Annotated in this window: 23 protein-coding genes; 20 read left to right on the forward strand and 3 right to left on the reverse strand. The window is 68.9% G+C overall.

All coding sequences use genetic code 11. The features are described from left to right. The first annotated feature begins 88 nt into the window (after positions 1-88). Positions 89-1,129: a chemotaxis response regulator protein-glutamate methylesterase gene (locus Q1B08_RS05160; protein WP_299815764.1), complete on the forward strand. Its 1,041-nt coding sequence runs from the start codon at positions 89-91 to the stop codon at positions 1,127-1,129. Between the two features lie 33 nt (positions 1,130-1,162). Continuing rightward, entirely contained in the window at positions 1,163-1,669 is a 507-nt protein-coding gene (locus Q1B08_RS05165; protein WP_299815767.1) for a chemotaxis protein CheD, read from the forward strand. A 27-nt stretch (positions 1,670-1,696) separates the two neighbouring features. Here the strand turns inward: Q1B08_RS05165 and Q1B08_RS05170 are convergent, their stop codons facing one another. Then, positions 1,697-2,482 carry a potassium channel family protein gene (locus tag Q1B08_RS05170; RefSeq protein WP_299815770.1) on the reverse strand — a complete coding sequence of 262 codons (786 nt, stop codon included), beginning with the start codon at positions 2,480-2,482 and terminating at the stop codon, positions 1,697-1,699. Positions 2,483-2,688: 206 nt separating this feature from the next. Here Q1B08_RS05170 and Q1B08_RS05175 point away from each other — a divergent pair, with 206 nt between their 5' ends. From Q1B08_RS05175 to Q1B08_RS05230, 12 genes are all read left to right on the forward strand, one after another. Beyond that, positions 2,689-5,556, forward strand: coding sequence for a monovalent cation/H+ antiporter subunit A (locus Q1B08_RS05175; protein WP_299815772.1), 2,868 nt, complete (start codon positions 2,689-2,691; stop codon positions 5,554-5,556). Position 5,557: 1 nt separating this feature from the next. Continuing rightward, positions 5,558-5,896, forward strand: a complete 339-nt coding sequence (locus tag Q1B08_RS05180; RefSeq protein WP_299815775.1) for a Na+/H+ antiporter subunit C — start codon at positions 5,558-5,560, stop codon at positions 5,894-5,896. Continuing rightward, positions 5,893-7,443: a monovalent cation/H+ antiporter subunit D gene (locus tag Q1B08_RS05185; RefSeq protein WP_299815778.1), complete on the forward strand. Its 1,551-nt coding sequence runs from the start codon at positions 5,893-5,895 to the stop codon at positions 7,441-7,443. Before Q1B08_RS05180 ends, Q1B08_RS05185 begins: the two co-directional genes overlap by 4 nt. Position 7,444: 1 nt before the next feature. Then, positions 7,445-7,945 (forward strand): Na+/H+ antiporter subunit E, encoded by a 501-nt coding sequence (locus Q1B08_RS05190; protein WP_299815781.1) that lies wholly within the window; start codon positions 7,445-7,447, stop codon positions 7,943-7,945. After that, positions 7,942-8,229, forward strand: a complete 288-nt coding sequence (locus tag Q1B08_RS05195) for a K+/H+ antiporter subunit F (protein WP_299815784.1) — start codon at positions 7,942-7,944, stop codon at positions 8,227-8,229. Before Q1B08_RS05190 ends, Q1B08_RS05195 begins: the two co-directional genes overlap by 4 nt. After that, entirely contained in the window at positions 8,226-8,609 is a 384-nt protein-coding gene (locus Q1B08_RS05200) for a monovalent cation/H(+) antiporter subunit G (RefSeq protein ID WP_299815787.1), read from the forward strand. Before Q1B08_RS05195 ends, Q1B08_RS05200 begins: the two co-directional genes overlap by 4 nt. A gap of 194 nt (positions 8,610-8,803) precedes the next feature. Then, positions 8,804-9,772: a TRAP transporter substrate-binding protein gene (locus tag Q1B08_RS05205; RefSeq protein ID WP_299815790.1), complete on the forward strand. Its 969-nt coding sequence runs from the start codon at positions 8,804-8,806 to the stop codon at positions 9,770-9,772. Between the two features lie 61 nt (positions 9,773-9,833). Beyond that, positions 9,834-10,343, forward strand: coding sequence for a TRAP transporter small permease (locus tag Q1B08_RS05210; protein ID WP_299815793.1), 510 nt, complete (start codon positions 9,834-9,836; stop codon positions 10,341-10,343). Continuing rightward, a complete protein-coding gene (locus Q1B08_RS05215; RefSeq protein ID WP_299815796.1) occupies positions 10,340-11,620 on the forward strand; it encodes a TRAP transporter large permease in 1,281 nt (426 codons plus the stop codon). Before Q1B08_RS05210 ends, Q1B08_RS05215 begins: the two co-directional genes overlap by 4 nt. Before the next feature lie 129 nt (positions 11,621-11,749). Then, entirely contained in the window at positions 11,750-11,881 is a 132-nt protein-coding gene (locus tag Q1B08_RS05220) for a hypothetical protein (protein WP_299815799.1), read from the forward strand. A gap of 159 nt (positions 11,882-12,040) precedes the next feature. Continuing rightward, positions 12,041-12,967, forward strand: a complete 927-nt coding sequence (locus Q1B08_RS05225; protein WP_299815802.1) for a pseudouridine-5'-phosphate glycosidase — start codon at positions 12,041-12,043, stop codon at positions 12,965-12,967. A 201-nt stretch (positions 12,968-13,168) separates the two neighbouring features. After that, a complete protein-coding gene (locus tag Q1B08_RS05230; RefSeq protein ID WP_299815805.1) occupies positions 13,169-14,344 on the forward strand; it encodes an aminotransferase in 1,176 nt (391 codons plus the stop codon). Between the two features lie 21 nt (positions 14,345-14,365). On the opposite strand, the gene Q1B08_RS05235 is transcribed toward Q1B08_RS05230, so the two are convergent. Then, positions 14,366-15,259 carry a MoxR family ATPase gene (locus Q1B08_RS05235; protein WP_299815808.1) on the reverse strand — a complete coding sequence of 298 codons (894 nt, stop codon included), beginning with the start codon at positions 15,257-15,259 and terminating at the stop codon, positions 14,366-14,368. Positions 15,260-15,336: 77 nt separating this feature from the next. On the opposite strand from Q1B08_RS05235, the gene Q1B08_RS05240 reads away from it, so the two are divergent. The 5 genes from Q1B08_RS05240 (at position 15,337) to rplI (ending at position 18,847) form a co-directional block, all read left to right on the forward strand. Then, on the forward strand, positions 15,337-16,551 hold the full coding sequence (locus tag Q1B08_RS05240) for an acyl-CoA dehydrogenase (RefSeq protein ID WP_299815814.1): 1,215 nt from the start codon (positions 15,337-15,339) through the stop codon (positions 16,549-16,551). A gap of 191 nt (positions 16,552-16,742) precedes the next feature. Then, entirely contained in the window at positions 16,743-17,198 is a 456-nt protein-coding gene (locus tag Q1B08_RS05245) for a PRC-barrel domain-containing protein (protein WP_299815817.1), read from the forward strand. Positions 17,199-17,607: 409 nt separating this feature from the next. Next, positions 17,608-17,961 (forward strand): 30S ribosomal protein S6, encoded by a 354-nt coding sequence (gene rpsF, locus Q1B08_RS05250; protein WP_299815820.1) that lies wholly within the window; start codon positions 17,608-17,610, stop codon positions 17,959-17,961. A gap of 12 nt (positions 17,962-17,973) precedes the next feature. Then, entirely contained in the window at positions 17,974-18,201 is a 228-nt protein-coding gene (gene rpsR / locus Q1B08_RS05255) for a 30S ribosomal protein S18 (RefSeq protein WP_299815823.1), read from the forward strand. Between the two features lie 10 nt (positions 18,202-18,211). After that, positions 18,212-18,847, forward strand: coding sequence for a 50S ribosomal protein L9 (gene rplI, locus Q1B08_RS05260; RefSeq protein WP_299815826.1), 636 nt, complete (start codon positions 18,212-18,214; stop codon positions 18,845-18,847). An 87-nt stretch (positions 18,848-18,934) separates the two neighbouring features. Here rplI and Q1B08_RS05265 read toward each other — a convergent pair whose 3' ends face one another. Next, a complete protein-coding gene (locus Q1B08_RS05265; RefSeq protein ID WP_299815829.1) occupies positions 18,935-19,327 on the reverse strand; it encodes a four-helix bundle copper-binding protein in 393 nt (130 codons plus the stop codon). A gap of 205 nt (positions 19,328-19,532) precedes the next feature. On the opposite strand from Q1B08_RS05265, the gene Q1B08_RS22000 reads away from it, so the two are divergent. Next, complete coding sequence (locus tag Q1B08_RS22000) at positions 19,533-19,811, forward strand: PQQ-dependent sugar dehydrogenase (RefSeq protein ID WP_366139977.1); 279 nt, start codon at positions 19,533-19,535, stop codon at positions 19,809-19,811. The last annotated feature ends 263 nt before the right edge of the window (positions 19,812-20,074 follow it).

Genomic DNA, 20,074 nt, shown 5'->3' on the forward strand with positions numbered 1-20,074 from the left:
CGCCCTGTCGGCAGGGGCGTCCGCGCCCCTGCCCCTGAACCGCGATCGCCGATGACGCGATCCTGTCGCCTGGTAAGGATCGTTCACGATGAGAAACATCCGGGTTCTGGTGGTCGACGGCTCCCCGGTCATGTGTGCCGTCTTGAGGACGGAACTGGAACGCGATCCCCACACAAGCGTCGTGGGGATCGCGTCGACCGCCGGCGCCGCGCGCGAGGCGATCAAGGCGCTCGATCCCGACGTGCTGACCTTCGACCTGTGGATGCCCGGCATGGACGGGCCCGGCTTTCTCGCGAAGCTGATGCGCTTGCGGCCCATGCCGGTGGTGGTCGTCTCCGCCAGGGTCGGGCGCGGCAGGACCGCCACCTCCGTTCAGGCCCTGGCCCTCGGCGCCTACGACGTCTTCATCAAGCCCGAGGACGGAAGCCTGCCGCAGGCCTACGATCCTCTTCGCGAGCTGGTGCGCGGCGCGGCGAAGACGCGCCTCCTTCCGCGGGACGTCCCGGCGGCGCCGGCCGCTGCGCCGGATTTCGCCCCCGACGGCCGGATCGTGGCGATCGGGGCGTCGACGGGCGGCGTCGATGCGCTCCTCGCGGTCCTGTCGGGCTTTCCGGCGAACTGCCCCCCGACGGTCGTCACCCAGCACATGCCCGCGGCGTTCACGGCGAGCTTCGCGAGCCGCCTCGACGCGCACTGCGCCGCCGATGTGCGGGAGGCCACCAACGGCGCACCTTTGAAGCCGGGACGGATCTACCTCGCCCCGGGCGGGTCGCGGCATCTCGAGGTCATGGGCCGCGACAGGCGCGTCTGCCGCCTGCGGGAGGGCCGGCCGGTCAACGGCCACCGGCCCTCGGTGGACGTGCTGTTCCATTCCCTCGCCAGGCTTGGCGCACCCGCCCTCGGCGTGATTCTCACCGGCATGGGCGACGACGGGGCGCGCGGACTCGCGGCGATGCGCGCGGCCGGCGCGCGGACGCTCGGCCAGGACGAGGCGACGAGCCTCGTCTACGGCATGCCCCGCGTGGCCCACGAGATGGGCGCCGTCGAGAAGCAGCTGCCGCTGTCTCGGATGACCCGCGCCGTTCTCGAACGGTGCAACGCACGGTCCAAACCCTCGCGCGCAGCCTGAGCGCGACAGCGCCGATCCGATCCCGGAGTCTCCATGATCCTCAACGTCGCACAGGGAACGCACGCGGTCTCCACCGATCCGGAGGCGGTCATCACGACCGTCCTCGGATCCTGCGTGGCCGCCTGTCTGTTCGATGCCGGGGCGGGCCTCGGCGGGATGAATCATTTCCTTCTGCCCGAAAGCACGGCGCATTCCTCCCGGAACGTCATCTACGGCGCCCAGGCGATGGAGCTTCTGATCAACGACATGATGAAGAAGGGCGCGCACAAGGAGCGGATGCGGGCCAAGCTCTTCGGCGGGGCCCGGATGGTCGACGGCCTGTCCGACATCGGCGCGGCCAACGCCGCCTTCGCGCTGCAATTCCTGGAGGACGAAGGCATCCCCTGCATCGCCGCGTCGCTCGGCGGCAAGAACGCCCGGCGGTTGCGCTTCTGGCCGACCACCGGGCGGGCGACGCAGAAGTGCTTCGCCACGACGGCGCCTGCCGTCGCGCGGCCGGCGCCCGCGCCCGTCTACACGTTCCAGTTCACGCAGTTCTGACCCCGGCGGGGCGGCGGGAGCCGCGGCTCAGGCGACCCCTTCGGTCTTGATATGCATCGTCGCGCCGCAATGCTTGCAATGCACCGCATCCGGGTCGTGCAGCAGCAGGCCGCAGCGCCTGCATTCCTTGCGCACCTTGCGCGGCCGGAACAGGACCTGCAGCAGGCGCAGAAAAAGCGTCACGCCGAAGATCATCACCGCGACCGACAGCATGCGGCCCCACGGCCCGATCAGGGTGATGTCCCCGAACCCCGTCGTCGTCAGCGTCGTCACGGTGAAATAGAGCGCGTCGGCATAGTTGCCGATCTCCGGATTCACCGCCCATTGCACCGTGTAGATGAGCCCCGTCATCACGAACAGGAACACGCCCAGGTTCACGGCCGCGAGGATGATGTCCTGATGCGTGCGGAAATACCGGAAGTCGCGGCGCAGCTGCATCACCAGGTGATAGCTCCGCAGAAGCCGCAGCGTCCGCAGGATGCGCAGGAACCCGAGCCCCTCGCCCGCCAGCGGCGCGAGGAACGACACGATCGCCGCGATGTCCGCCCAGGTCGTGAACCGCATCAGGAAATAGCCGCGCCGCTGCTCCAGAAAAAGGCGCACGAGGAAATCGGCGAGGATCAGCGCGCCGAACACGGCGTCGAGCACCTCGATCAACTGCGTGCGCGGAAAGAACGAGGTGACGATCACGAACAATATCGTGACGATGTCGAAGAGCAGCAGGACATAGCGGAACCGGCGCGCGGCCGGCGTGTGGCCGCGATAGAGCGAGTGTAGGAAGCCGGCCGGGCCGATATCTCGCGTCGACGACATGCCGTCTTGTTGGCATGGACGCGGCGGCGACCGCCAGCCTCCGATCCGCCGGCGGATGCGGAAAACGCGGGAGCGGGCAAACCGGGAGCGTCAGGGGGACGCGGCGCGCCGACGCCACAATCGCGTCAAATGTCCCGACCTTTCTTGTGCCTAGGCCCGGCCTTCTCCAAAACGTCCCAACGGCCGGCCGCAAGCAAGGAGATCGCGTGTCCCTCTTTCTTATCGTCGCGTTGCCCTTTCTCGGGGCCATGCTGCCCGGATTGATGAACGCGGCGGGGCGGCAGGCCTGCGCCGGCGTGACCTTCACCGTCACCCTGCTGGCGCTGGTGGGCCTCCTGACGAACCTTCCGGCGGTGCTCGCCGGCGAGATCGTCTCCGCGCGCGTGGCCTGGCTGCCCGGGCTCGGGCTCGACGTGACGCTGTGGCTCGACGGGCTCGGCTTCTTCTTCGCCGCGCTGATCCTCGGGATCGGGCTGCTCATCATCGCCTATGCCCGGCACTACCTTTCGCGCGACGACCACATGGGCGAGTTCTTCACCTACCTGCTCCTGTTCCAGGGGGCGATGGTGGGGATCGTCCTGTCGGACAACGTGCTGCTTCTGCTCGTCTTCTGGGAGCTGACCTCGCTGTCGTCGTTCCTGCTCATCGGCTACTGGAAGCACCTCCCCGAGGGGCGGCAGGGCGCGCGGATGGCCCTCGCCGTCACCGGCATGGGCGGGCTCGCGCTGATCGGCGGCATGCTGATCCTCGGACGGATCGCGGGCAGCTACGAGCTGAGCGTGATCCTCGAGAACCGCGACGCGATCCAGGCCTCGCCGCTCTACCATCCCGCGCTGGTGCTGATCCTGCTCGGCTGCTTCACCAAGTCAGCGCAGTTCCCGTTCCACTTCTGGCTGCCGCACGCGATGGCCGCGCCTACGCCGGTCTCGGCCTACCTGCATTCCGCGACCATGGTGAAGGCCGGGATCTTCCTCCTGGCACGGCTCTGGCCGGTCCTGTCGGGGACGACGGAATGGTTCGTGCTCGTCACCGGGGCGGGACTGATCACGATGGTGCTCGGCGCCACGATCGCGCTCTTCAAGCACGATCTGAAGGCGCTCCTCGCCTTCTCCACGGTCAGCCATCTGGGCCTCATCACCATGCTTCTGGGGACCGGCACCGCCTTCGGCGCGATGGCCGCGGTGTTCCACATCCTCAACCACGCCACGTTCAAGGCCGCGCTCTTCATGTCCGCAGGCATCATCGACCATGGGGCGCATACCCGCGACATCCGGCATCTGGGCGGGCTCCGGCGGCTGATGCCGGTGACCTTCGTGATCGCCACGCTGGCCGCGCTGTCGATGGCGGGCATCCCGCTGCTGAACGGCTTCCTCTCCAAGGAGATGATGCTGGAGGAAGCGGCGCATACCACGCTCTTCGACCTCCCCTGGCTCGTGCCCGCGCTCGCGGTGCTGGGCTCGCTCTTCTCGGCGGCCTACTGCTTCCGGTTCGTGGGTCAAGTCTTCTTCGGCCCGGTGCGCGACGACTACCCGAGCCATCCGCACGATCCGGGTCCGGGTCTCTGGGGCCCGCCCGCGCTGCTCGTCGTCCTCGTCGTCGGGATCGGCGTGATGCCCTTCCTTGCGGAGCCCTTTGTCAAGCTCGTCACCGCCGCCGTGCTGGGCGGCACGGCGGAGGTGCCCGGGGCGCATCTGGCGATCTGGCACGGGCTGACCCCCGCGCTCTACATGTCGATCGTCGCGGTGGGCGGGGGCCTCCTGCTGTTCCTCGCGCATCGCCCGGCGCAGCGCCTCTGGGACGGCACGCCGCGGCCGGAGGCGAAGGCGCTCTTCGACGGCCTGGTCGCCGGGGCCGTGGGCCTCGCCCGGCGGACGGTCGCGCCGCTCCACGACGGCGCGTTCTCCCGCTATGCCGCGATCCTCGCCGTCACGGTGCTGGCCGTGGGCGCCCATGCCTGGCTGACCGGTGCCTCGGAGGGGCCGAGCCGGACGATGCAGACCCCGAGCGTCGTTCACGTCGCCGGCTGGGCGATGCTTGTCGCCGCCGCCGGCGCACTCGTCTTCTTTCACCGCAACCGGCTGCTGTCGCTCATCCTGATCGGCATCGTCGGCCTCATGGTCACCGCGGGCTTCGTCCTCTTCAGCGCGCCCGACCTCGCCATGACGCAGCTCACGGTGGAGGTGGTGACGATCATCCTGCTGCTGCTCGCACTCAATTTCCTGCCGAACCGCACGCCGGTCGAAAGCTCCTCCCTCCGCCGCGTCCGCGACGGCGCGATCGCGGTGGCGGGCGGTCTCGCCACGATGGCGCTCGCCTGGCACTACCTGCTGCGCGACACGGTGGCGCCCAGCATCTCCGAGTTCCACCTCGCCAACTCCTACAAGGGCGGCGGCGGCACCAACGTCGTGAATGTCATCCTCGTCGACTTCCGGGGCTTCGACACCTACGGGGAGATCATCGTGCTCTCCATCGCCGCCCTGCTGATCTTCGCGCTGACCGAGGCGCTGCTCTCCGGCCCGGTCCGCGCACGCCTCCTCAACCGCGTCCCCGATCAGGCCCGCGCGGGCGGCACGCATCCGATGCTCATGGTCATCGTCACCCGCGTCATCATGCCGGTGGTGATGCTCGTCGGATTCTACATCTTCCTGCGCGGCCACAACGAACCGGGCGGCGGCTTCATCGCCGGGCTCATCGTGTCGATCGGCTTCGTGATGCAGTACATGGCCTCGGGCTTCGCTTGGACCTCCGCGCGGCTGAAATATCCCTACCACGGCGTGATCGGGGCCGGCGTGCTGACCGCGGGGCTGACCGGGATCGGCTCGTGGTTCTTCGGCGCGCCGTTCCTTACCTCGGCCTTCACCTATGTCCGCATCCCGCCCTTCGACAAGTTCGAGCTCGCCACCGCCGCGATCTTCGATCTGGGCGTGTTCCTCGCCGTCGTGGGCGCGGTGATGCTCTCGCTGGAAAGCTTCTCGCGCCTCGCCCGCCGCGCGCACGGTCCGGAGGACGATTATCCGATGGGGGTCGACCCCTCGCGCGACGACCTTCCCCGCACCACCGAAATGGGGGCCTGACATGGAATTCCTCGTCGCCTCCGCCATCGGCGTGCTCACCGCCGCGGGCCTTTACCTCGTCCTGCGCCTGCGGACCTTCCCCGTCATCATGGGCACGTCGCTGCTGACCTATGCCGTGAACGTCTTCCTCTTCGCCTCGGGGCGCCTCGCCACCGGCGCACCGCCGATCCTGACCGACGCGGAGCGCTACACCGACCCGCTGCCGCAGGCGCTGGTCCTGACGGCCATCGTGATCTCCTTCGGGATGACCGCGGTGGTGGTGATGATCGCGCTCGGCGCCTATCTCGGCGCGGACGACGACCATGTCGACGACGCCCCCGCCGGGGAGGACGCCCGATGAGCCACTGGATCATCCTTCCCGTCGTCCTGCCCGCGTTCCTCGCGCCCTTCATGGTGCTGGCCGCGCGCCACCACATCGACATCCAGCGCGCCATCTCCGTCGCGGGCGGCGTGGCGATGGTCGTCCTCGCCGCCGGGCTCGCCTGGCGGACCTCGGACGACACCGTCATCCTCTATCAGCTCGGCGACTGGGCCGCGCCCTTCGGAATCGTCCTGCTCGGCGACCGGCTCTCGACGCTGATGGTGCTCCTGACGGCGATCCTGTCGCTCCTCGTGCTCCTTTACGCGATCGGCTCGCGCTGGGACGCGCGGGGGCGGCACTTCCACGCGCTCTGGCAGTTCCAGATCATGGGGATCATGGGCGCCTTCCTGACCGGCGACGTCTTCAACCTCTTCGTCTTCTTCGAGGTGCTGCTCATCGCCTCCTACGGGTTGATGATCCATTCGGGCGGCACGGTGCGGCTTCGGGCGGGCACGCAATACGTGCTCTACAACCTGCTCGGCTCGACGCTCTTCCTGTTCGCGCTCGGCGCGCTCTACGCGGAGACGGGGACGCTCAACATGGCCGACCTGGCAGAGCGGGTGCGCCTCATCCCGACCGACGCGAACGTGGGCATCCGCGTCGCCGCCGTGCTTCTCCTCATGGTGTTCGCGATCAAGGCCGCACTGGTGCCGCTGCATTTCTGGCTGCCGTCGAGCTACGCCGAAGCGCCCGCCCCCGTGGCCGCGCTCTTCGGGATCATGACCAAGGTCGGCGCCTACGCGATCATCCGCATCTACACGATGGTCTTCCCGCCGGGGCTCGAGGCGACGGAGGGCCTCCATGGTTGGTGGCTCCTGCCCGCGGCGCTCGTCTCCGTCGCGCTCGGCATGATCGGCGTGCTCGCGGCGCGGCGGCTCGACCGGCTGGTGGCCTTTGCGGTGATCGGCTCCATGGGCATGGTGATGGTCGCCATCGCCCTCTGGACCGAGGCCGGCATCGCCGCGGCGCTCTACTACATCGTCCATTCGACATTCGCCTCGGCCGCGCTGTTCCTGATCTGCGACCTCGTCCGCGCCGGCCGCTCCGACCTCGACCTCACGGCGCAGCCGCCGGTCGCGGGCGCCGCGATGACGGCCGCGCTTTTCTTCGTCGCGGCCATCGCGATGGTCGGCTTGCCGCCGCTCTCGGGCTTTCTCGGCAAGCTCCTGATCCTCGACGCGGCCTTCGGCACGGAGGCGGTCGTCTGGGTCTGGGCGGTCATCCTCGTCACCTCGCTGGTCAGCCTCGTGGGCTTCGCCCGCGCGGGGACGGAGGTGTTCTGGAAGGCCCGCGCCATTCCCCCGGAGGAAACCGCCTTCGCCCCGGCGCGGCCCCCGGTCCTGTCTTACGTGGCCGTCGGCGGCCTCCTCGCGCTGCTGGTCGCGCACACGATCTTCGCCGGCCCCGTCACGGCCTACACCTCCGCGATCTCCGCACAGCTCTTCGCGCCCGACCGATACCTCTCGACGGTGCTCGAGACGCCGGGCAAGCTGTCGGACGCGGACCCCGACGAGGAGGCGCACTGACATGCTGAAGCCGCTCCGCTGGCTCCTGCCGCATCCGGCGCTGACGCTCCTGATGGCCGCGGTCTGGATGCTGCTGCAGCCCGAGTTCTCCGCCGGGATGGCCGTGTTCGGCCTGATCCTCGGCATCGTCATCCCGATCGGCACCGCGCGCTGGTGGCCCGACCGGCCCGAGCGCATCTCGCTCGGCCGGGCGCTGCTCTACTGTCTCCTCGTGATCTGGGACATCGTCGTCGCCAACGTGCAGGTGGCATGGATCGTGCTGACCAAGCCCAACGCGAAGATGCGTCCCGCCTGGGTCGTCATCCCACTCGATCTGCGCGAGCCGGAGGCGATCTCGATCCTCGCCGGCACCATCACGCTCACCCCCGGCACCGTCAGCGCGGACCTGTCGAACGACGGGCGCTCCCTCCTCGTCCACGCGCTCGACGCGCCGGACCCGGACGCGGTGCGCGACGACATCAAGCAGCGCTACGAACGCCGCCTCAGGGAGATCTTCCTATGACCTTCGCGACCACCCTCATGACCTGGACGCTCTACGCGGCCTTCGCGATCACGGCCCTGTCGCAGATCATGGCGATGGTCCGTCTGTGGATCGGGCCGGGGACCGGCGACCGGATCCTCGCGCTCGACACGATGTTCATCAACGCGCTCGGCCTGATCGTGCTGCTGGGCATCCATCAGGGCACGGCGATCTACTTCGAGGCGACGCTCATCATCGCCATGCTGGGCTTCGTCTCCACCGTCGCCTATGCCCGCTTCGTGCTGCGGGGGGACGTGATCGAATGATCGAGATCGCAGCCACGCTCGCCATCGCGGCCTTTCTGTTCATCGGCCTCGCGTTCACGCTCGTCGCGGCCATCGGGCTCCTGAAGCTCGCCGATCCGATGACCCGGCTGCACGCGCCGACCAAGGCCGGCACGCTCGGGACCGGCGCGTTCCTGATGGCCTCGATGATCCACTCCTTCACCTTCACCACCGGCGCGCTGCACGAGGTGCTGATCATGGCGTTCCTGTTCGTCACCGCCCCGGTCTCGGCGAACTTCATCAGCCGCGTGAACATCCACAAGCGCACCTGCGACACCCCGCCCCCGCCCGGCAACGGCGCCACCTGGTCCACCCTCGACGTGCCGGAGGAGGACCGGGAGTACCGGGAGCAGGCGGGATAGTCCCATTGAACGGAAGCTGCGCGTCCTAGTCGCCGGCTGCCGCCGGAGGCGGTCCTGCTTCGTCTGGCGAACGAAGCGGACGGCGGATCCGGCGGCCCACCCAAACCCCGTTTGCGCCCCGTCCCCGTTTGCGGCAAACCATGCCGCACGGGAGGACGGACCGGCAGGGGGCCGGCCGCAACAGGGAGACACGCATGAAACACACCGCACTCGGCCTCGCCGCCGCCGCGACGCTCGTGGCCGGCGGCGCCACGGCGCAGCAATCCATCGTCATCGGCCATTCGCTGTCGCCGGATTCGCATTACGGCCTCGGCGCGCAGGCCTTCATCGACACGCTGGAGGAGCTGTCGGGCGGCGAATGGACCGGCGAGCAGGCGCCCGCGGGGCAGCTCGGCGGGGAGCGCGACATGATCGAGGGGCTGCAGATCGGCTCGCTCGACGTGGTCATCACCTCCACCGGCCCGCTCGGCAACTTCGTCCCCGAGGTCTTCGTGCTCGACCTGCCGTTCCTGTTCCGCGACTACGACCACGCCCGCGCCGTGCTCGACGGCGAGATCGGGCAGGAGCTTCTGGCGAAGATCGACGAGAACGGCCTCGTCGGCCTCGGCTGGTCCGAAAACGGCTTCCGCCACGTCACCAACGCCCGGCAGCCGGTCGAGACGCCCGCGGATCTCGAAGGCCTGAAACTCCGCACGATGGAGAACCGCGTCCACATGGAGGCGTTCGAGGATCTGGGCGCCGCGCCCACGCCCATGGCCTTCCCCGAACTCTTCACCGCGATGCAGCAGGGCGTCGTCGACGGGCAGGAGAACCCGATCACCGTGATCGTCGCCGCCAAGTTCTGGGAGGTGCAGGACTACGCCACGCTGACCGGGCACGTCTATTCCCCCGTCGCGATCCTCGCCTCGCCCGTCCTCTTCGACGGGCTGTCGGAGGAGGAGCAGGGCTGGTTCTACGAGGCCGCGAAGGCCAGCGCCGAGGCCACCCGCGCCGAGGTCAACCGCCTCGAGGAGGAGGGCGTGCAGATCATGCGCGACAACGGCATGGAGGTCGTCACCGAGATCGACAAGGCGGCCTTCGCCGCCATCGCGGAGCCGGCCTACGCCATCTACACCGACGAATACGGCTCCGAGATGGTCGAGCGCATCCGCGACGCCGAATAGGCCCGCCGGCCGGCGCGGCCGTCCGCGCCGGCCTTTCCTTTCCCCGAACGGCTTACTCCCCATGATCCGCGCCTTCCTGCGGCTCGAGGCGATCACGACCGGCCTCGCGCTCCGCGCCGCCATCGCGCTTCTCTGCGTCACCGCCGGGCTCGCGATGTTCCAGGTCGTGACCCGCTTCGTGTTCGACGCGCCCTCCACCTGGTCGGAGGTCGTGACCCGTTCGGCGATGATCTGGTCGGTCTTTCTCGGCGTCGCCGCCGCCTACCGGCATGGCGCGATGATCTCCGTCGACATCGTCCAGACCGCGCTCCCCGCGCCCGCGGGCCGGGCGCTGTTCCTTCTCGCCAACGCCGCGTCGTTCGGGTTCTTCGCGATCCTCCTCTGGCAGGGCTGGCTCATGTGCGGCCGCGTCGCGCGCCAGAACCTCGCCGCGCTCGAGATCTCCATCGCCTGGGTCTACGCCGCGCTGCCCGTGGGCTCCGCCTTTATCCTCCTCGCGATCCTCGCCGCCACGATCCGCGGCCTGCGCGGCGAAGCGATCCCGCCGCAGACCTTCGGGGCCGCCCCGTGAACGCGGCGCTCGGCCTTTCGCTCGCCATCCTCTTCCTCGCCGGCGTGCCGATCGCGGTGGCGATCGGGCTCGCCTCCGTCGCGGGCATCGAGGCGCAGGGCCGCCTGCCCCTGCTCCTCGTCGCGCAACGGATGTTCACCGGCATCGACAGCTTCCCGCTCGTCGCGATCCCGCTCTTCATCCTCGCGGGCAACCTCATGTCCGCCGGCGGCATCTCCGTCCGCCTCGTCGACCTCGCCAAGTCCCTCGTGGGCGGCGTGCAGGGCGGGCTCGCCTGCACCTGCGTGCTGACCTGCATGCTGTTCGCCTCGGTCTCCGGCTCCTCGGTCGCCACCACCTTCGCCATCGGCGCGATCCTGATCCCGGCCATGGCCGATCACGGCTATCCGCGTCCGCTCGCCGCCTCGATCCAGGCCTCCTCGGCGGAGCTCGGCGTGCTGATCCCGCCCTCGATCCCGCTCATCCTCTACGGCGTCTCGACCGACACCTCGATCGGCCGCCTTTTCGTCGCGGGCCTGGGCCCCGGCTTCGTCGTCGCCGCCACGCTGATGGCGCTGGTCCTCGTGATCTGCCGGCGTCGCGGCATCGGGCAAAGGGACGGCGAGGGCCGCCTCGACCCCGGTTCCGCGCTCATCGCCGCGCTGCCCGCGCTTCTGGTGCCGGTGGTGATCCTGGGCGGCATCTATTCCGGCATCTTCACCCCGACCGAGGCCAGCGCCGCCGCCGTGGCCGCCGCCCTCGTCGTGGGAATGCTCCTGTACCGGGAGCTGCGTCCCCGCGACCTGTCGGGCATCCTCGCGCGCACGGTGATCTCGACCTCCGTGATCATGATCATCATCGCCGCCGCCGCGCTGTTCTCCTTTCTGATCGCGCGGTCGGGGCTTCCGAACGAGATCGCCGCGTGGTTCCAGACCATGTTCGAAAGCCGCGTGGCCTTTCTCCTCGCCGTGAACCTCCTGCTGCTCGTCGTCGGCATGTTCATCGAGACCTCGGCGGCGATCCTCGTGCTCGCGCCGATCCTCACGCCCATCGCGGTGGCCTACGGGGTCGATCCGGTGCACTTCGGGCTGGTCGTCGTGGTCAACCTCGCGCTCGGCATGATCACCCCGCCGCTCGGCGTGAACCTCTTCGCCGCCTGCGCGGTGGCGCGGATCCCGGTCGAACGCATCGTCCCGCAGCTCGCCGTGTTCGTCGCCGCCGTCTTCGCGGCGCTGATGCTGATCACCTATATCCCCGCCCTGTCGCTCTGGCCGGTCGAGATCGTCTACGGCAGGTAAGGCCGGCCCCGGCCCTGTCATGCCGCACGACGACCTTTGCCGTGAACGGTCCGGCTTTGCGGGGAACGGTCCGGGCCGCATCGGGAAGCTCGCGCGCCGCCCGCGCCCCGAACCAGGGGCGGAGATCGCATGGAGCGACGGCGCCACCGGCGATCCCGCGATGCACGGGCGCCTCTTCGCGTCGATACGGTGCACGGCCGCTGGCCGGCAGGGTTCGGCCACGACGCCGGGCTCGCGCCGGTCCCCGCCGCGCTGGCCTGACGGCGCCCCCTGACGCGGCGATCCATCCGGCGGGCCGCTTGAACAATCCCGCCGTTTGCCCGATGCGGCACGGCGATGCGTGCCGGCCCCGCATCCGGGCCGCCGCTTCGTTCGCACGTGCCGCCGCGCACCGACCGACAACCGGAGGAAAGACCCGCCATGACCGAAGACCTCATCGACATCCATCCCGACGTCCAGGCGGCGCTTCGGGCCGGTCGCGCCGTGGTCGCGCTGGAATCCACGATCGTCACCCACGGCATGCCCCATCCGCAGAACGTGGAAACGGCCCGCGCCGTCGAGGACGAGATCCGCGCCCTGGGCGCCGTGCCGGCGACCATCGCGGTGCTCGACGGGCGGCCCAGGGTCGGGCTGTCGGAGGCCGACCTCGACGCGCTCGTCGCGCGTCCGGACGTGGTCAAGGCCTCGGGCCGCGACCTCGCCGCGATCATGGCGCGGGGCGGCAGCGCGGGCACGACCGTGTCCTGCACCATGCGCCTCGCCGCGCTGGCGGGCATCCGCGTCTTCGCGACCGGCGGCGTGGGCGGCGTGCATCGCGGCGCGGAGGAGAGCTGGGACGTCTCCGCCGACCTGGCCGAACTCGGGCGGACCGAGGTGGCGGTCGTCTGCGCCGGGGTGAAGTCGATCCTCGACATCCCCAAGACGCTGGAAGTGCTAGAAAGCCAGCGCGTGCCGGTCATCGCCTGCGGCACCGACGTCTTTCCCGCCTTCTACGCCCGCGACAGCGGCGAGCGGGCCGACCATCGCCTCGACACGCCGGAGGAGATCGCGCGCGCCGTGGACCTGCATTTCCGGCTCGGATCCGGAACCGGTCTCCTGATCGCCAACCCCGTCCCCGAGGCCGATGCGCTCGCCCCCGCCGAGATCGACGGCATCATCGCGGAGGCCATCGAGGCGGCCGCCGCCGAGGGCGTGTCGCGCAAGGATCTCACGCCGTTCCTGCTGGAGCGAATCGCGACCCGGTCGGAGGGGCGCAGCCTCGCCACCAACATCGCGCTGGTCCGGAACAACGCCCGCCTCGCCGCGCGGATCGCGGTCGCGCTCGCCGGGGGCGACGCCGCGCGATAAGACGCTCGATCCGGACGCGGACCGGGGTCGGGCAGCGCGTAGGACGGCGCGTCGCGCGGCGTCCGCTCCGGGGCGGACGGGGGGTGCCCGGCGTCATTCGCCGCTTCGTCCTCCGCAACTCCGTCTCCCCGATCCGGCCGGGCTGGACCCCGCGCGCCGGATGCGATCAGGTGACCGCCGACATTCCGGGAGGAGCCTGCCATGGAGATCGAGCCGTTCGCGGTCGAGATGTGGATGAACGCGCACGAGAACCACTGCGCCTTCAACCTCGCCGAAACCTGCGTGTCGAGCCTGACGCTGGACGAGCTGTTACGACTCTCCGGACGGAACGCCGATGCGCTGGCCGAACTCCTGCCACGCAAGCTGACCTACGGCGCGATCGAGGGATCCGACCGCCTGCGCGACGCGATCGCCGCGCTCTACGAGACCGCCACCCGGCGGGACGTCGTCGTCGCCCACGGCACGGCGGGCGCCAACGCGCTCGTCTGGCAGGCGATGGTCGGGCCGGGCGACAGGGTCGTGAGCCTTGTGCCGACCTATCAGCAGCACGTCTCGATCCCCGAAAGCCTCGGGGCCGAGGTCGTCCGCTTTCCGCTCCGTGCCGAGGATAACTGGCTGCCCGACATGGACGCCCTCGCCCGCGCGGTGACGCCGGAGACGCGCATGGTCGCGCTGACCAACCCGAACAACCCGACCGGCGCGCTGATCGACCGGACGGGGCTGGAGCGCATCGCGGGGATCGCGCGGACGGCGAATGCCTGGGTCCTCGTGGACGAGGTCTATCGCGGCACGGCGCAGGACGACGACGCCATCGGCCCCTCGGTCTCGGATCTCTACGAGCGGGGCATCTCGACCGCCGGCATGTCGAAGGCCTTCGCGCTGGCCGGGCTCCGGCTCGGCTGGGTCGTGGCGCCGGAGGAGGTGCTCGCCGCCGTGTCGCGGCACCGCGACTACAACACGATCTCGGTCGGCCTGATCGACGATCACCTCGCCGCGCTCGCGCTCGAAAGCGCCGACCGCGTGCTCGACCGCTCCCGGCGCATCACGCGGGCCAACCTCGACCGGATCGACGCCTGGATCGCGGCCGAGCCGCGGCTCGACTGGGTGCGTCCGCGCGCGGGCACGACGGCCCTCGTGGCCTACGATCTCGACGTGCCGTCCGAGCGCTTCTGCCTCGACCTGCTGGCGGAGGAAGGCGTGCTCTTCACGCCCGGCTCGGCGATGGGGATGGAGGGGCATGTCCGCATCGGTTTCGCCAACGACCCCGACGCGCTCGAAGCGGGGCTGCCGCGCGTCTCGGCCTTTCTCGCGCGGCGCGGGGACATCCGGCCGGACACGTCGTCCCACGCCCGTGCCACAGCGGTAACACAGCCATAACACAGCCGTAACACGCCCCGATCAGGCGATTTCGGCGCGAATCTCGTCGAGGATGCGCTTCGCCTCCGAGCCCTGAAGGCGCTGGATGTCGTCCTGATACTTCAGGAGCGCGCCGAGCGTGTCGGCGATCACCGCGGGCGAAAGGTCGATCACATCGAGCGCCAGCAGGCACTTGGCCCAGTCGATCGTCTCCGCCACGCCGGGCCGCTTGAACAGATCCTCGCCCCGGAGGCGCTGCACGAAGGCCACGACCTCGCGGCTCAACCGCTCGGCCGCCTCGGGCGCCCGCGCGGCGAGGATCTGCATCTCGCGGGCATGGTCCGGGTAATCGACCCAATGGTAAAGACACCGTCTTTTCAATGCGTCATGCACTTCCCGCGTCCGGTTCGACGTCAGGATCACGAGCGGCGGCGCCGGCGCCTTCACCGTTCCGGTCTCCGGAATCGTGACCTGAAAATCCGACAGCGCCTCGAGCAGGAACGCCTCGAACGGCGCATCGGTGCGGTCGATCTCGTCGATGAGCAGGACCGGCGGCCCGCCCGGCTGCGGCCGCATCGCCTCCAGAAGCGGGCGGGCGATCAGGAAGTCGTCGGAAAACAGATCCGGCGGCGTGGTCCCCGCGGCCTCCGCCGAACGGATCGCCACCATCTGCGCGGCAAAGTTCCATTCGTAGACCGCCGAATGCGCGTCGAGCCCCTCGTAGCATTGCAGCCGGATCAGCCGCCGCCCGAGCGTCGCGGCGAGCGCCTTGGCGATTTCGGTCTTGCCGGTCCCCGCCTCGCCCTCGAGGAAAAGCGGCCGGTCGAGCGCGATGGCGAGGAACACCACCGTCGCCAGCGCCCGCCCGCAAACGTAGTCCTGTTCCGCGAGCCGTCTCTGCACGTCGTCGATCGTCTTCATCGGCGCATGGGGCATGAGCGGCCCCGTGCGGTCAAGCCGCGTTGCCGTCGCGCGTCGGGCGGCGTATCTATGACCAAACGGAGGAACACGACATGAAGGACACGCCAACCGAGGGACGCGGGCCCGATCTGGGATCGTTCGACTGGGCCGACCCGTTCCGGCTGGAGGACCAGCTTAGCGAGGAGGAGCGGATGCTGCGCGACGCGGCGAACGCCTTCGCACAAGCCGAGCTCGCCCCCGTGGTCCGGGACGCCTACCGCGACGAACTCGACGCGCCGGAACTCTTCGCAAAGATGGGCGCGGCCGGACTTCTCGGTGTGACCATCCCGGAGGAATACGGCGGACTCGGCTCCGACTACGTGACCTACGGCCTCGTGGCGCGCGAGATCGAGCGGGTCGATTCCGGCTATCGATCGATGATGTCGGTGCAATCCTCCCTCGTGATGTACCCGATCCACGCCTATGGCTCCGAGGAGCAGCGGCGGAAATACCTTCCCGGCCTCGCGGCGGGCGACCTCATCGGGTGCTTCGGCCTGACCGAACCCGATGCCGGCTCCGACCCGGCCGGCATGAAGACGCGTGCGGTTCCGACCGACGGCGGATACCGGATCGACGGCGCGAAGATGTGGATCTCGAACGCGCCCTTCGCCGACGTCTTCGTCGTCTGGGCCAAGTCCGACGCGCATGACGGGAAGATCCGCGGCTTCGTGCTCGAAAAGGACACCGCGGGACTCAGCGCGCCCCGGATCAAGGGCAAGCAGAGCCTCCGCGCCTCGACCACGGGCGAGATCGTCATGGACGGCGTGGAGGTCGGCGAGGATGCGCTTCTGCCGGGCGTGCAGGGGCTGAAAGGGCCCTTCGGCTGCCTCAACCGGGCGCGCTACGGCATCGCCTGGGGCGTGATGGGCGCGGCGGAGACCTGCTGGCACGCGGCGCGGCAATACGGGCTCGACCGCAAGCAGTTCGGCCGGCCGCTGGCGCAGACGCAGCTTTTCCAGAAGAAGCTCGCCGACATGCAGACCGAGATCGCCTTCGGTCTGCAAGGCGCGTTGCAGGCCGGCCGGCTGATGGATCAGGGCCGCGCGGCGCCGGAGCTGATCTCCATGATCAAGCGCAACAATTGCGGCAAGGCCCTCGACGTGGCGCGGCTGGCGCGCGACATGCACGGCGGCAACGGCATCTCCGAGGAATACCCGGTGATCCGTCACATGATGAACCTCGAGACGGTGAACACCTACGAGGGGACGCACGACGTTCACGCCCTGATCCTCGGCCGCGCACAGACGGGGTTGCAGGCGTTCTTCTGAGGTCGATGCAACAGGCCGATCCCGCGCGACGGCGCAGCGTTCCTCCGACGCGGCCCGGAGGGCGGGGCGGCTCCGCCGAAAGTCGGCCCGTCCGACTTCGTACGGCTGCGGATCGGCGGTAACCACATGGAACTTCGTCCGAACCTATGCGTCGACACCGTAGAATGAAACGAGATGGAGCCCACGCAATGATGAAGCCACTTGCAACGACCGCCCTCGCCGCCGCCCTCGCCACCGGCGCGCCCTTGGCCGCGCTCGCGCAGGACGCGATGGCCGACATGTCCGACCTGATCCGGACGCGCGACATCACGGGGGGACCGGTCTATTCGATCGCGGATCGTTACGACGATACCACCTGGGCGGATACGACCAACCGGGACGCGTACGGCTATACGAACTACGCCTACGGCACCGATTACAGGCAAATCGGTGAGATCGAGGATATCGTGCTCGACCAGAGCGGTCAGATGATCGGGATCGTCGCCGAAGTCGGCGGTTTCCTGGATATCGGCGACAAGCACGTGATGGTGCCGACGGAAGATCTGCGGCTTGAAGCGGTCGACGAGCAGACTTACAGCTACATCACCCGGCTCAGCGAAGAGGAACTGGAGGAGCTGCCCTCCGTGGACGAGAGCTGGTTCGACTAAGCTTTCCGTTGGCAGACGGATCGGGAGGGCCTCAGCCCTCCCTTTTTCGTTCGCGCACCCGCATTCAGGCCTCGGCCTGCATCGCTTCGATAGAAATCGTCACCTCGATCCCGCTGGAGGCGATTTCCGTATCGAGATCCACATCGAAGCCCTGCCACGACTTCTTGTCTGGCGGATACTGACCGGAGTGGGTCAGCTTCGCGTCGAGGACAACCTCTCGTCCAAGGTGAGGTCACCGGTGGCAGATGTCGTCACCTCTTACGTCACATCGATGCCCCCTTGCGCGCCGCGTCGGCGTCGCTATACGCGGCCCACCCGCCATGCGCCCATTCCGCGTGGTCTCTCGTGTCCGGGTGGCGGGCCATGCGCCCCGGACTATGAAACACGCGCCGACAAGACAGGAGTGAACATGCCGCTCTACGAGCATGTGATGATTTCGCGGCAGGATCTGTCCACCGCGCAGGCCGAGGGCCTCGTCGAACATTTCAGCACCGTCCTCGCGGACAACGGCGGCACCGTCGTCGACAGCGAGTACTGGGGCGTCAAGACGATGGCCTACAAGATCAACAAGAACCGCAAGGGGCACTACGCCTTCCTGCGCACCGACGCCCCCTCGGACGCGGTGCACGAGATGGAGCGTCTCGCGCGGCTGCACGACGACGTCATGCGCGTGCTGACCGTGAAGGTCGACGCCCACGAGGAAGGTCCCTCGGTCCAGATGCAGAAGCGCGACGAGCGGGATACCCGCCGCGAGCGCCGGTAAGGAGAGCGAGACATGGCTGCCAAACCTTTCTTCCGCCGTCGCAAGACCGATCCGTTCGAGGGCCCGAACGCGCCCAAGATCGACTACAAGGACACCCGCCTGCTGCAGCGTTACGTCAGCGAGCGCGGCAAGATCGTCCCGTCGCGCATCACCGCCGTCTCCGCCAAGAACCAGCGCCGCCTCGCCCGTGCGATCAAGCGCGCGCGGTTCCTGGCGCTGCTGCCCTACGCCGTGAAGTGAGGAGATCGACATGCAAGTGATCCTTCTGGAACGCGTGGCCAAGCTGGGCCAGATGGGCGAGGTCGTCGACGTCAAGTCCGGCTACGCCCGCAATTTCCTGCTGCCGCAGGGCAAGGCGCTTACCGCGTCGGACGCCAACGTGAAGGCGTTCGAGGGCCGCAAGGCGCAACTCCAGGCCGAGAACCTCGAGACCAAGAAGGAGGCCGACGCGATGGCCGCCCGCCTGAACGGCGAGCAGTTCGTCATCATCCGTCAGGCTTCCGATTCCGGCGCGCTCTACGGCTCCGTCACCACGCGCGACGCGGCCGAGGCGGCGACCGAGGCGGGCTACACCGTGAATCGCGGTCAGGTCGCGCTGCAGCAGCCGATCAAGTATCTTGGCCTGCACACGGTTACGGTGCGCCTGCACCCCGAGGTCGAGGTCGAGATCGAGCTGAACGTGGCGCGCTCCCCCGAGGAGGCCGAGCTTCAGGCGTCGGGCAAGTCCATCCGGGACCTCGCCGCCGAGGAAGAGGCCGCGGCGGAGTTCGAGATCTCCGAGCTGTTCGACGATATCGGCGGCGCGGCGGACGAATACGGCGAGGACCGCAGCGGCCCCGTCTCCACGCCCGAAAGCGACACCGGGGGCGAGGAACAGCCGAGCTGATCCGGTCCTGACTGACATGCGAAGGGCCGCCCTATCGGGCGGCCCTTTCTCGTTCCGGCATGCGCCTGCGCTGCGCCTCGCTCACGGTCACAAATTCGCTGCGGCCTTGCGGCAATCCTCGGCGCATTCCCGGCACATCGTCGCGCAGCGCCGGCAATGGGCGTCGTCGTGCATCTCGCACATTTCCGCGCAGGTCTCGCAGGCCTGAATGCAAAGTTCGAGCGTCGCCCGCAGAAGCGCCTCATTGCTGCCCGTCCGACGCGTCGCGACGCGGTAAGTCGCCTCGCAGATGTCCGAGCAGTCGTTACACTTGCGGATACAATCGACCCGCTCGGCCACGTCCGGCTCCGCGGCGCAGGCATCGGCGCAGGAGTTGCAGATCGCCGCGCAGTACATCGCGTGGCGCACGGCCTGGCCCAGAACCTCGTTATCGTGGCCGGCCACGTCGGGATGCTCGGCGATCATTTCCTTGATGGACATCTCGTTCTCTCCGTCGGCTGAAGTCAGCGGACCAACGGACGAAGCCGCCGACCGTTCCACGCTGCCGTGCTCCGTCGTGCATCCGCCGGCGAAGCGGATATCTGCGCGACCTATCCATACCTCTGCAGAGCCCCCGATGATCCTCGACCGCCGACGCTTCCTTGCCTCCGTTCGTAGTTGAGGAGAACGCGGTCGACACGATTTGATGCTGCGCCCGTCGCCACATTCAAAACGCCGGGCTGGATGCGGACGGCACGCTCCGGGTGATCGAGCACGGGCCGAAGGGCGGCGACGAGCCGAAACGGCCGGAGGGGGTCCGAACCTCGGCTGGCCGGCGATCACGTGCGGCAAGCGATATCCGGGGCAGTCGGTCGGCTCCGATGACGCTGCGAAGGAGGGCATGGAGCAGCCAATCTGTTTCCGTGATCCCGTGACCGCTCCGGGCGGCACGGCCTTCACATCCGGCGAGACCTTCGCGGACTGAAGTGGGCCACTTTGATCGGCTCGCTTATCCCGGCGGCGTTGTTCGTGAGCCCTTCGACGAAGGAGGGCCATGTCGTCGAGGAGGAGCGTCTGTTCCACGATCAAAGCCCCGGCGGCGATGTGGAAATGCAGGACGACGATACCTCCCGCGTGATCAGCGGTTTCGAGAGCAACAACCTGATCCAGGTTCGGTCCGCGCCGGACCGAAGCGATGAACGAAAAAGGAAGCCCCGGCGGCGCCCTTTCCGTGTTTCAAATGTAACG

It is taken from the genome of uncultured Jannaschia sp. (assembly GCF_947494025.1).
In the GTDB taxonomy this organism is placed as follows: Bacteria; Pseudomonadota; Alphaproteobacteria; order Rhodobacterales; family Rhodobacteraceae; genus Jannaschia.